The organism is Acinetobacter sp. IK23 (genome assembly GCF_035615275.1).
In the GTDB taxonomy this organism is placed as follows: domain Bacteria; phylum Pseudomonadota; class Gammaproteobacteria; order Pseudomonadales; family Moraxellaceae; genus Acinetobacter; species Acinetobacter seifertii.
Genome location: NZ_JANBNX010000027.1, coordinates 41,760 through 53,892, shown reverse-complemented (window position 1 = coordinate 53,892; position 12,133 = coordinate 41,760). Strand labels below are relative to the sequence as shown.

9 protein-coding genes, 1 rRNA gene and 2 pseudogenes are annotated in these 12,133 nt (G+C 36.8%); 11 read left to right on the top strand and 1 reads right to left on the bottom strand.

What is annotated here, in order from left to right; translation table 11 throughout:
* The 8 genes and pseudogenes from rrf to hisC all read left to right on the top strand — a co-directional run.
* Positions 1-97: ribosomal RNA gene (rrf, locus tag MSG95_RS15570) — 5S ribosomal RNA — on the top strand; the annotation flags it as partial.
* A 281-nt stretch (positions 98-378) separates the two neighbouring features.
* Positions 379-1,827: an RNA polymerase factor sigma-54 gene (locus tag MSG95_RS15565; protein ID WP_077166091.1), complete on the top strand. Its 1,449-nt coding sequence runs from the start codon at positions 379-381 to the stop codon at positions 1,825-1,827.
* A 168-nt stretch (positions 1,828-1,995) separates the two neighbouring features.
* Positions 1,996-2,334 carry a ribosome hibernation-promoting factor, HPF/YfiA family gene (gene hpf, locus MSG95_RS15560; RefSeq protein WP_019456521.1) on the top strand — a complete coding sequence of 113 codons (339 nt, stop codon included), beginning with the start codon at positions 1,996-1,998 and terminating at the stop codon, positions 2,332-2,334.
* Between the two features lie 138 nt (positions 2,335-2,472).
* Positions 2,473-2,723, top strand: a pseudogene (gene ibaG / locus MSG95_RS15555) (BolA family iron metabolism protein IbaG).
* Positions 2,724-2,729: 6 nt separating this feature from the next.
* Positions 2,730-3,986, top strand: coding sequence for a UDP-N-acetylglucosamine 1-carboxyvinyltransferase (murA, locus tag MSG95_RS15550; protein WP_039255534.1), 1,257 nt, complete (start codon positions 2,730-2,732; stop codon positions 3,984-3,986).
* Positions 3,986-4,669, top strand: coding sequence for an ATP phosphoribosyltransferase (hisG, locus tag MSG95_RS15545; RefSeq protein ID WP_068934120.1), 684 nt, complete (start codon positions 3,986-3,988; stop codon positions 4,667-4,669). The genes murA and hisG overlap by 1 nt, the downstream gene beginning before the upstream one ends.
* Positions 4,670-4,774: 105 nt before the next feature.
* Entirely contained in the window at positions 4,775-6,064 is a 1,290-nt protein-coding gene (gene hisD, locus MSG95_RS15540) for a histidinol dehydrogenase (RefSeq protein ID WP_077166090.1), read from the top strand.
* Positions 6,065-6,133: 69 nt separating this feature from the next.
* Positions 6,134-7,219, top strand: coding sequence for a histidinol-phosphate transaminase (hisC, locus tag MSG95_RS15535; RefSeq protein WP_077166089.1), 1,086 nt, complete (start codon positions 6,134-6,136; stop codon positions 7,217-7,219).
* A gap of 3 nt (positions 7,220-7,222) precedes the next feature.
* Here the strand turns inward: hisC and MSG95_RS15530 are convergent, their stop codons facing one another.
* Positions 7,223-8,569 (bottom strand): anthranilate synthase component I family protein, encoded by a 1,347-nt coding sequence (locus tag MSG95_RS15530; RefSeq protein WP_077166088.1) that lies wholly within the window; start codon positions 8,567-8,569, stop codon positions 7,223-7,225.
* 352 nt (positions 8,570-8,921) lie between these two features.
* Here MSG95_RS15530 and MSG95_RS15525 point away from each other — a divergent pair, with 352 nt between their 5' ends.
* The 3 genes and pseudogenes from MSG95_RS15525 (at position 8,922) to MSG95_RS15515 (ending at position 12,126) form a co-directional block, all read left to right on the top strand.
* Positions 8,922-9,776, top strand: a complete 855-nt coding sequence (locus tag MSG95_RS15525) for a DUF6160 family protein (RefSeq protein ID WP_213033582.1) — start codon at positions 8,922-8,924, stop codon at positions 9,774-9,776.
* A 296-nt stretch (positions 9,777-10,072) separates the two neighbouring features.
* Positions 10,073-10,906, top strand: a complete 834-nt coding sequence (locus MSG95_RS15520; RefSeq protein WP_077166087.1) for a C39 family peptidase — start codon at positions 10,073-10,075, stop codon at positions 10,904-10,906.
* A 44-nt stretch (positions 10,907-10,950) separates the two neighbouring features.
* A pseudogene (locus MSG95_RS15515) lies at positions 10,951-12,126 on the top strand (hypothetical protein).
* The last annotated feature ends 7 nt before the right edge of the window (positions 12,127-12,133 follow it).

The window sequence follows — 12,133 nt, the reverse complement described above, 5'->3', positions numbered from 1 at the left end:
AGTGAACCACCTGATCCCTTCCCGAACTCAGAAGTGAAACCTCTTAGCGCTGATGGTAGTGTGGGGTTACCCATGTGAGAGTAAGTCATCGCCAGCTCATTATTCCAAACACCCCGGTCTCGAAAGATACCGGGGTGTTGCTTATTGCGTGGAATAAATTTGTACGGTTGTCCTGTTTCAGAGATATGCAGATATCAAAATGCAAAGTTAATTTAATTAAACAACTCATCTTTTTTCGGTTGTTAAAATAGATTTTTAGAAGAATAAATTAATAATTTTCTCATGAAATTCTCAGTCAATATATAGGATAAAACTTGACTATATGCTATAAATAATAAATAGGCATGTTTTTTGCTTGTTTATTGGAAAGAGAAATATATGAAATTATCTGTTGGATTGAAAGTTGCGAATTCATTATCGTTAACGCCTCAATTGCAGCAGGCAATCCGATTACTGCAGCTCTCAAGTTTAGAATTAGAGCAAGAAATTCAAATTCAATTAGATAGTAATCCATTACTTGAAAAAGTGGAAGATGAATCACTAGCCGAAAGTTTATCCACTTTAGAAAACAAAGAAAGTAATGATCTTACAACGGAGTTAAATGCAGATCATTTACCTGATGACTTACCTGTGGATACTGAGTGGGATGATATCTATACACATCAGTCGACGGCTTTAGGTACTCCTGAGTTTGAAGAGCGTGAAGATAATCGCCAAGTTCAGATGACACTAAAAGAACATATGTTAGAGCAAGTGAACTTGCTGCATTTCTCAAAAATAGATCAGTTGATTGCTTATTGTATTATCGATGCTTTAGATGATAAGGGTTTTTTAGATGCTGAATTAGAAGAAATTATTCTCGCTGTACAACATCTATTAAATGACATGGATATTGAGGAAGAAATTGAAGAAGACGAAGTCTTAGTTGTTTTAAAACATATTCAACGTCTTGATCCAGTTGGAATAGGATCTCGCAATCTTGCTGAATGTTTAAAAATCCAATTGGATTTTCTACCAAAAGGAACTGAATATTTAAAAGAAGCAAAAAGTTTACTCCAGTATTATGAGTTATTAATTGCAAATGATTTAAATAAATTATTAAAACAAACAGGCCTATCGAAAGATGAATTAAAGCTTTCGGTTGACTTATTAAAAACATTAAAACCTTATCCTGGTATGGATTTTCAAAAGCAAGAATCGGAATACCAAATCCCTGATGTTGTAGTTGCTAAAAAAGATCTACATTGGCAAGTCCAATTAAATCCGGATATTATGCCAAAATTAAGAATCAACTCTTTCTATTCGAGTATGATTCGTAGAGCTGATCAAAGCGATGATAATTTATATCTGCGTAATCAAATGCTTGAAGCTAAAAATTTCATAAAAAGTATCGATGAACGGCATAAAACTTTATTAAAAGTTGCTACTTGTATTGTTGAACACCAAAAAGCATTTTTAGAGATAGGTGCTGAGGCAATGAAACCCTTGGTGTTAAGGGATGTGGCTGAAGAAGTGGAGCTTCATGAGTCTACTGTTTCACGTGTCACTACAAATAAGTACATGCTGACACCTCGTGGGCTTTTTGAGTTGAAATACTTTTTTTCTAGTCATGTGGGAACAACCACGGGAGGAGAGGCTTCTTCTACTGCAATTAGAGCTATGATTAAAAAATTGGTTTCTAATGAAAACCCACGTAAGCCATTGTCTGATAATACTATAGCGGGTTTATTAAAGGATGAAGGGATAGAGGTGGCTAGAAGAACTGTAGCAAAATATCGTGAATCGTTACATATTCCATCGTCATCCGAAAGAAAAGTCTTGATCTAATTTTTGAAGTATGACTATTCTAGATGTTCATTATGACGAAATAATGAAATTTCAATTTCACCAAGAGGAGCTGCTAAAATGATTTAATTGTCCAAAGTCATCTTTTTTAGATCACATTAAATCGTTTTAGTTCTTCTTTATTAACCCAAAAAGGTGAGGGATAGAATTATGCAAATAACGATTCGTGGACATCATTTAGCAATTACACCAGCTATAGAAGAAAATATTAAAGCAAAATTTAATCAGTTAACGAAGCATCTCGATCAGGTGAATAGTATGCAGATTAAATTAACGAAAGATCATCAGATTGATAAGCGCTCACATAAGGGCAGCTCGAATCATGTGGCAGAAGCAATAGTTCGCTTACCTGGGATTGAACTATTTGCTCAAGCAGCAGCAGATGATATGTATACATCTATTAAAAAGCTGACTGAAAAATTAAAAAAACAATTGTTAAAATATCGGAAAATGCAATGTACTTATTCACAAGTTGCTGTTTCTATTTGATAAGTTTTTAATAATTGAGAGAGGCTTGAAATATAGCCTCTTTTTTATTGATAAAATATAAACACGTACTGAATTCTTGGAAAAAGTTATAGTAAAATACTTCGTTTTACACCGTAGGTTGTGCCAGAGGTCTTTGCAATGAATAGTGAACAGCTCACTCAAATTTTAAAAGAAGCTTTTCCTGATGCGGAAGTAGCGGTGAGCGGACAGGCTGGAAAATTTGACCTCCGTATTGTGGATGATCAATTGAAGGTAAGCGTACTGTTGCTCGTCAACAAGCAGTTTATGCACCATTAAATACTTATATTGCAAGTGGCGAAGTTCATGCCGTAACAATTCGTGCGATGACCAAAGACGAATGGCGCAAAGCAAGCCTTTTCGGAGCTTAAATATTAATGGATAAATTTTTAATTACGGGCGGTGTTAAGCTCGAAGGGGAAGTACGCATTTCTGGTGCTAAAAATGCGGCTTTACCATTACTTGCAGCAATGATTCTTGCTGATTCACCTATTACTTTAACCAATGTTCCAAATCTTAAAGATGTAAATACCTTGGTAAAATTAATCGGTGGATTAGGCGTCACAATTAGTTATGAAAATGACACAGTTAAAGCAGATACCTCTACTTTAGATAACCAGTTTGCTCCTTATGAACTGGTAAAAACCATGCGCGCATCTATTTTGGTGTTAGGACCATTATTGGCACGTTATGGAAATGCTAAAGTTTCGTTACCAGGTGGATGTGCGATTGGATCTCGACCAGTAGATCAACATTTAAAAGCCCTAGAAGCATTGGGTGCACATATTGAAGTTGAAAATGGGTATGTCCATGCCACTGTAGATGGTCGTCTTAAAGGCGGCGAAGTGATTTTTGATATGGTCACTGTAGGGGGCACCGAAAATATTCTAATGGCGGCTGCTTTAGCGGATGGTGTAACTACAATTCGTAATGCAGCACGTGAACCTGAAATTACTGATCTTGCTCAAATGCTTATTAAAATGGGCGCAAAAATTGAAGGTATAGATACAGATACACTTGTTGTTACTGGTGTTGAAAGTTTACATGGCTGTGAATATGCAGTTGTTGCAGACCGTATTGAAACAGGTTCGTACTTAGCTGCTGCGGCAATTACAGGTGGTCGCATTAAAACTACTCATACAGATCCATCATTACTTGAATCTGTTTTAGATAAGTTTGAAGAAATGGGTGCGGAAGTCACTCGTGGTGATGACTGGATTGAATTGGATATGATGGGTAAGCGCCCTAAAGCGGTAAGTTTTAGAACATTACCTCATCCAGAGTTTCCAACCGACATGCAAGCGCAAATTATGGCCGTAAATGCAATTGGTCGCGGTTTTGCAACGATCTCCGAAACCATTTTTGAAAATCGGTTCATGCACGTTCCTGAATTGTCACGTATGGGTGCTAATATTCAGGTCGAAGGTCATGATGCTGTAGTGACTGGAGTTGAAAAATTACAAGCTGCTCCTGTAATGGCAACAGACTTACGTGCTTCATTCTCTTTGGTTTTAGCGGCTTTAGTTGCTGAAGGTGATACGTTAATTGATCGTATCTACCATATTGACCGTGGTTATGAGCATGTCGAAGAGAAACTTCAAGGTTTAGGTGCCCAAATTAAGCGAGTAAGTTAATGAATGATGTAAGAAACGATGATCCTAATTTTGATGTAATGGGTAATTTTGATCATGGTTTGACTTTAGCACTCAGTAAAGGGCGTATTTTAAAAGAAACTTTACCTTTACTTGCAACAGCAGGTATTAACTTGCTTGAAGACCCAGAAAAATCTCGTAAGCTGATTTTTCCGACAACACACAAGCAAGTTCGTATTTTGATTTTACGTGCGTCTGATGTGCCGACTTATGTTGAAAATGGTGCTGCAGATTTAGGTGTAGCAGGTAAAGACGTACTCATGGAACATGGTGCTCAGCATGTTTATGAGTTATTGGACTTACAGATTGCAAAATGTAAATTAATGACTGCTGGCAAAGTTGGAATGGAACGTCCAAAAGGCCGTTTAAAAATTGCAACTAAGTACGTCAATCTAACGCGTCAATACTATGCAAGCTTAGGTGAGCAGGTAGATGTTATTAAGCTTTATGGTTCTATGGAATTAGCACCACTTGTAGGTTTAGGCGATTATATTGTTGACGTAGTTGATACTGGAAATACTTTACGAGCAAATGGGCTTGAACCATTAGAAGAAATTTGCAAAGTATCCTCACGTCTTATTGTTAATAAGGCAAGCTTTAAGCGTAAGCAAGTTTTATTAAACCCAATCATTTCCCAACTTGAACAAGCTGTTCAATCACGTTAAAAGTAATTTCCTATCATGCTTTTGCGATAGTTGTAGATATGATGCCCACAAGGGCTTAGAAAAAGAGTAAACTTGGTTTTTCTTTTTCGCCTTGTGGGTAAATTGATGCGACGTTTATCGACTCAAGATCAGAACTTCAAACAGATTTTTGCAGAGCTTTTAGCTTTTGAAACTGTTAATGATCCTAATTTAGTTCAAACAGTAGATCAAATTATTGCTGATGTTCGTCAGCATGGTGATGATCATGTTTTAAAACTTACTCAACAGTTCGATCGACATCCAGCGCATCAATTTTCCGATCTAGAATTGTCTCAACAACAACTTAAAGCTGCATTTGATGACTTAAATCAAGAGATTCGTGAGGCCCTGCAACTTGCGGCTAATCGTATTCGTACATTTCATGAAGCCCAGAAACAAGATAGCTGGACTTATATAGATGATTTGGGAAATACACTAGGACAAAAGGTGACACCACTTGACCGAGTTGGTATTTATGTACCTGGTGGACTAGCCTCTTATCCTTCATCTGTGCTTATGAATGCAGTACCAGCTCATGTGGCCGGCGTACCTGAAATTATTATGGTAGTACCTGCTCCAAATGGTGAATTAAATCCACTTGTTTTGGCTGCTGCTTATCTAGCTGGTGTGAGTCGAGTATTTACTATTGGTGGGGCGCAAGCTGTTGCAGCTCTAGCTTATGGTACTCAAACTGTTCCGCCTGTAGATAAAATCACTGGTCCTGGAAACCGATTTGTAGCAGCTGCTAAACGTGCTGTATTTGGTCAGGTCGGTATCGACATGATTGCAGGACCTTCTGAAATTTTAGTATATGCAGAAGGGGCGAATAACGCTGAGTGGTTAGCGATGGATGTCTTATCTCAAGCTGAACATGATACGGTTGCCCAAGCTATTTTTATAACTCCAGATGAAGCTTTGCTAGAAGCCGTAGAGGCAGCAATTGAAAAGCACTTAAATGACTTGCCTAAAGCTGATATTGCACGTACGTCTATTGAAAATCGTGGGGCTTTAGTTTTGGTAAAAGACCGTGCAGAAGCTGTTGATTTGATTAATCAAGTTGCACCAGAGCATTTGGAGCTATGTTTAGATGATGCCGAAGCAATGAGCGAAGACATTCGTCATGCAGGCGCAATTTTTATGGGACGTTATACACCTGAAGCAATTGGTGATTACTGTGCTGGTCCAAACCATGTATTGCCAACATCCGGTACAGCGCGCTTCTCGTCACCACTGGGTGTATATGACTTTCAAAAGCGCTCTAGCTTGATCATGTGCTCAAAAGAGGGCGTAAAAACATTGGCTAAAACCGCTGATATACTTGCTGTTCAAGAAAATCTTGATGCTCATGCGCGTTCGGCTCGTTATCGTTATCAATAAGCTTTAAGCCTTTCATTATTTTAAATGATTATTCAGGGCTGATTTTCAGCCCTTTTTTGAGATAAGACTATGACTGTATCTACAGCACAAATGCGTTTTTGGAGTCCTGAGGTTCGTGAATTAGAGCCTTATGTGCCAGGTGAGCAACCGAAAATCCAAAATTTATTAAAGTTAAATACTAATGAAAATCCGTATCCGCCATCACCAAAAGTAGTAGAAGCGGTTCAAGCTGTACTACATGATCAAGCTGATGCACTGCGCTTATATCCAGATCCAGATGCAACTGCCTTAAAACAAGCGATTGCTACGCAACAGAATATGGATGTATCTCAAGTTTTTGTAGGTAATGGTTCCGATGAAGTGCTTGCTCATATTTTCAAAGCATTTTTCCTTCAAGATAAACCGATTTTATATCCAGATATTACTTATAGCTTTTATCCAGTTTATAGCCAATTTTTTGGAACAAAGACAAAAGAAGTTCCACTCAATGATAATTTTGAGATTGATGTTAAAGATTATGCACAACCTAATGGTGGCGTGATTATTACCAATCCTAATGCACCAACAAGTATTGCACTCAGCTTGGCAGAGATTGAACAAGTGCTACAAGTCAATCCAGACCGTGTGGTTGTGATTGACGAAGCTTATGTCGATTTCGGTGCTGAGTCAGCTGTAAGTTTGGTAAACCGTTATGAAAATCTTGTTGTGTGCCAAACAACTTCAAAGTCTCGTTCTTTGGCTGGTTTACGTGTCGGATTTGCGATTGCTCAGTCACACTTGATTGCAGCACTTGAGGCGGTAAAAAATAGTTTTAATTCATATCCAATTGATCGCTTTGCTATTGCTGCGGCTGTGGCTTCTTTTGAAGATCAGGCTTACTTTGAAGAACAGTGTCAAAAAGTTATTACGAGTCGAGAAAAGCTGGTTAGTGATTTAACTGAACTTGGCTTTAATGTTTTACCATCAAAAGCGAATTTTATTTTTGCTTCACACCCACAACATGAGGCTGGGCAACTAGCGCAGAAATTACGTGCGCAGGGTATTATTGTTCGCCACTTTAATAAACCTCGCATTAATCAATTTTTACGTATCACGGTTGGAACTGATGAGCAAAATGCGCGTTTAGTTCAAACTTTGAAGCAAGATATTCTTTAAAATTTATTCTGCTGTGCTGTTCATCAAGTTCAGCATAGCAGAGATTTTATCTAAGCTTTCTTGATATTCAGCCTCAGCTTCTGAGGCAATCGTAATACCACCACCTGCCCAAATAGAGAGCTGATTTTGATATTGTTGAAAGCTACGGATCAGAATATTCCAACGTCCAGTGCCATCAAAATTAAAATATCCTAAAGTCCCGCAATATGCCCCTCGCGGTGAACCTTCTAACTCTTCAATAATTTGCATTGCGCGAATTTTAGGGGCACCAGTAATTGAGCCGCCTGGTAAAGCGCTAAGCAACATTTGCATAGGATTAATATCATTTTTAAGTATAGCTGTGACTTCACTTACCATATGGTGAACTTGATTGAAGCTTTCAATTTCAAATAACTTTGTTGTTTTTACCGAACCTGTATTGGCATAAATACTCAAATCATTACGTAATAAATCAACAATCATGACATTTTCTGCCTGATCCTTTTGCGAGTTTTTTAATGTTTGTTTTGAAATTAAATCTTGTTCTTTATTTTCATATCGAGGCATCGTGCCTTTGATTGGTCTGGTTTTAATTTGTTTGTCTGTACTAAATTCGATAAATAATTCAGGAGAGCAGCTTAATAACTCAAAGTTATTTAATTTTAAATAACCTGAATAAGGTGCATTGGTTAAACTCCATAATTCTTCTGCTTTATTTAATAAAGCTCCTGTAAAAGTTGTATTAAACTCTTGTGTAAGGTTAATTTGATAGCAGTCTCCTGCTTTAATATAATCTTGTATTTTATGAAAAGCGGTCAAATATTCATTTTTAGACCAACGGGGATAAATATTTTTATCTAGTTTAAAAATATCTTTTCTTAAATGATCAGAAGATCTATGTAGTAATTCTGTAATGTAATTAAAAATTTCTGAACTATTTTTTTCATCACTAAAAAAATACCATTCATTATTTATTTTTTTTAGAAAAGAGCGGTAAGAACCTATAAATAAAGAGGGTTGTTGGTGTGATTGATTTTTAATAAATTGATGTGCAGAAAAATCATAACTAATGAATCCAATATATCCACCATTAAAACTAATATTTTTATTTTTTGATTCTTCAGTATGGAATTGAGTGAAGTCTAAAATACTTTCAATATTATAGGAGTTTATATACTTATTAAGGATATCTTGCTCGAATATAAAATTTTGATGACCTTGAGTAATTAGATATTTTTTTGGCAGAAAGCCAATAATAGGATTGTTATCATCATAAAGATATACAAGTCCAGTTAAATCTTCTAATTTTTTTAAAATATCGGCAGCTGATAGAGTACTTTCTAAAGAGATTTTTTTCTTTAACTGAGACATTTTAAACATGACAAGTTTGGAAGAGGTCGCTTAGTTTACTACAACTTATGGTTCATCAGTCATCTAGGCGGTAAGAGTTTAACTTTTCGTCGATAAAATCATCTATTTTTCATTACAACTTAAGCGTAATTGGTATGCTTTTTTAAGAAAATGTGACCCTTATACCGTTTATCGGGTAATTGGAAAAAATGCATTACAATAGTTGAACAAAAATTAGCGTAGCTGTAATTTAGTAATTGCTAAGCAAAACTACTCAAGGATTGGAAGTTTCGGTTGCCATATAAAGAAAAATGCAACTTGAGACAGCAAGAGTAGTAAAGTCAAAAAATAAATGCTCTTGGGAGAGTGCTCGATGAAAATGTTCACTAAACTTGCTTTAGTTTCTTCTTTAGCTATCAGTGCAAATGCAATGGCAATGCAGTCAATGGACGATGCAGCGCTGAGTGCTGCTACAGGTCAAGATGGTATTAATATTGGTATCGCTTTAGGTGCTGGTGGTGTTTCTATTGATAAGATTTACCTTCATGATAATGATGGTCTTTCTAGTACTGCAACTCCAGTAATTGCTGGTGCTTCAGATACTGCAGGTGCAATTGCAATTAGTGGTGTTACTGTTACTCAAACAGGTACAGGTAATCTTTTAGATTTAAAAATTGATACAAATGGTGCTTCAGGCTCAAACGGTGCTTTTTTAAACGTTGCAGCAACAGTAGGCGCAGTTGATGTGCATGTAGGTTCAATTGGCGTAGGTACTTCTGGTACATTAAATGAGACTACTGCTGTACGTGGTATTACTGAAACAGCTCCCACTGAGATTATTTCAGGCTTAGATTTATCTTTAGGTCAAATTTCTGCGAATGTTCAGTTAGGTTCTACTCCGCAAGGCGCGATGATCAAAGTGAACTCTAGCTTGCAAGGTGGTTTAACACTATCTAACTTCGGTATTAATGATGCTGCTGGTGGTGGTAAAATTGTTCTAGACAAAGTAATGGTTCGTGGTTCAGGTAATACAACTGGTGACTTGGATGTGAATGCGAACATCTCTGTTGTTCCTACAGGTTTACGTATTCAAAATAATAGTACACAAGGTATGAACGTTTATGCACAAGGCGTACGCTTGGGTGCAGCGGGTAATGCTTCAATTGGTGATTTGGAAATCCAAGGTTTAAATGTAGGAACGTCTACAATTACTATTTCTGGCCACTAATTTAAAGATTGATAAAAAAGCGCGTTTATACGCGCTTTTTTATTTGCTATAATAAAACTTAACTTCATTTTTTTATATTTAAATCATATTAATTTATATAATAAAAAAGAATGTAAAAAACAAATGAGAATTAATTATCAGTTTATAAATGTAAAACTATGCATTCATCAAAAAGATTAAAAAAAAGCTGTTTTTTACAGAAAAAAAAGGTATCTTCAACACACAGGGATGTAGAGCTATTGCTCTAAGAATAAAATGAATAAGGCCGGTTAGGCCACCATTTAGACCAAGTGCTTATGTTAGAGATAGTTTTAGGCTCAGCATTGATGTATTACTTTGCGACAGAAGCCTTCGAAATAGAAAAAAAGCCGCCGGGAACTGTTTATTACACAGAGACTGCCGATTCACGTAATTTATCGTTTCATCGAAATCATATCGAACCAGTTCAGATCAAACCAGCTGTGGAAGATCAGTTTCGTGGCATTGTTCGACAAGCTTATGATTATAGTTGTGGGTCTGCTGCACTTACAACTCTATTAAATGGTTATGTAGGAACCAATTTAACTGAACAGCAAACAATGAGTGGTTTGCTACAGTATGGTGAATATCAACGTATTATTGAGCGTCGAAGTTTCTCATTACTTGATATGAAGCGCTTTGTCACAGCGATTGGTTTAGACAGCGGGGGGTATCGTGGTGAGTTTTCCGATTTAGTTAAACTTGGACAACCCGCAATTGTGCCTATTTCATATGCGGGCTTTAAACATTTTGTCGTATATAAAGCTTATAAAGATGGACGAGTGTATGTAGCTGATCCTGCTTTAGGGAATATCAGCTTTGACGAAAATCGTTTTAAACAAATTTGGGATAATAATACTTTATTTGTTATTTCTGTTCCTGAATCACAGCGTAAAGATTTATTGGCATTAAAAGAGTCAGATATGCGTCATGTCGAAGATGCAACAGTCAATAAATATGCTTTCGTTGATGTTCAATATCCAACATTTAACTTTGATCGTTTAGCAAATAAAGCTTCGACCATGAGGCGTGTATTGGATAGTGATAATAAATCGCCAACATATGGGCAGCCGATAGAAACCTATATGCGTCTTTATTACAAGCGTAAATAGTCAAATTTAAAGTTAGTAAAATAAATAAATTGGGTGGGAAAAACATGAATAATCGATGGATGAAGATGAGTGTGTTGGCCTTAAGTATGAGTGCCATTACAGGGACAATCTATGCCGAAGATCAAGTACAACAACCGCAAGTAGAGGGAGCACAAAGCTCTGGGTTTACTGATGCGGCAAGTTCTGGTTCTGCAACAACAGATGCTGGTGCACAAACGTCGAGTGTATAGGAGGCTAATAGTGTAGCTCCTGCAGCTAATACTGATGCACATCAAGCAGCAAGTGCTTTACAGAAAAAAGAAGGTGATGCCAGCCAAGAGACAAACTTGCAAGAAGTATTTACTTCAAATGAGCGTCAATATTCTTTAATTAAGAAAGGCGTAATTTCTTCTTATTATGACCTCGATTACACTTACTACCGCGATACGCGTATTGACTTAGCTTTATCTGATAGCTCTTCTCAACTTAACCGTTTACGTGTCGAAGAAGATGCTAACCATACATTGACGAACAGTTTTACCTTTCAGTATGGGGTCTTAGATAACTTAACTTTGTCAGCAACTGTTCCTTTCGTTGCAAAGTCTGAAATTATTAAAGATAAAACAACAGCTGGTTTAGGGGATATTTCTCTTGGTGCACGTTGGGAACCCTTTCCGTTAAAGCAGGGTCGTTTACCACTTGTCCTTTTTGGTAGTGTATCTACCAAAACAGGTGATAGCCCTTATGAAATTGGTATAGATGAACTTTCAACAGGTAAAGGTTATTACTCAGTTGGCGTAGGTGCAAGTACCCGTAAATATATCGATCCAGTTGTTCTGTTTGCTTCTGCTTCGGCTAACTATGGCTTTAAAGAAAGCGGTCTTAATCAGGCGCGTGGTAGTGGTGCTAATGGACCACGATATCTCCAGAGCTTTGATCCAGGCATTAGTGGAGGTTTCTCGTTCGGTTTTGCCTACTCATTTAACTATGATGTGTCTTTAACGATGTCTTATCAGCAAAGTTTTAATATGAATGCTGAGTTTCAATTTAATAATGATGAATCATATAAGTCACCAGATCAAAGTAGCGGAATGTTATCTTTTGCTCTAGGTGTCCGTGTTTCACCAGATACGATTGTTAACGGTACTGTTGGTATTGGTTTAACCGAAGATGCGCCAGATATTTCACTTGGTCTGTCTTTCCCGTTAGATATTTTAGGTTTTAATAAAAAACAAAAATAAGGAGATA

Bases quoted from the DNA above. Each gene is read 5' to 3' on its own strand.
- MSG95_RS15565 (WP_077166091.1), top strand. From the start codon at position 379: ATGAAATTATCTGTTGGATTGAAAGTTGCGAATTCATTATCGTTAACG.
- hpf (WP_019456521.1), top strand. From the start codon at position 1,996: ATGCAAATAACGATTCGTGGACATCATTTAGCAATTACACCAGCTATA.
- murA (WP_039255534.1), top strand. From the start codon at position 2,730: ATGGATAAATTTTTAATTACGGGCGGTGTTAAGCTCGAAGGGGAAGTA.
- hisG (WP_068934120.1), top strand. From the start codon at position 3,986: ATGAATGATGTAAGAAACGATGATCCTAATTTTGATGTAATGGGTAAT.
- hisD (WP_077166090.1), top strand. From the start codon at position 4,775: ATGCGACGTTTATCGACTCAAGATCAGAACTTCAAACAGATTTTTGCA.
- hisC (WP_077166089.1), top strand. From the start codon at position 6,134: ATGACTGTATCTACAGCACAAATGCGTTTTTGGAGTCCTGAGGTTCGT.
- MSG95_RS15530 (WP_077166088.1), bottom strand. From the start codon at position 8,569: ATGTCTCAGTTAAAGAAAAAAATCTCTTTAGAAAGTACTCTATCAGCT.
- MSG95_RS15525 (WP_213033582.1), top strand. From the start codon at position 8,922: ATGAAAATGTTCACTAAACTTGCTTTAGTTTCTTCTTTAGCTATCAGT.
- MSG95_RS15520 (WP_077166087.1), top strand. From the start codon at position 10,073: ATGTTAGAGATAGTTTTAGGCTCAGCATTGATGTATTACTTTGCGACA.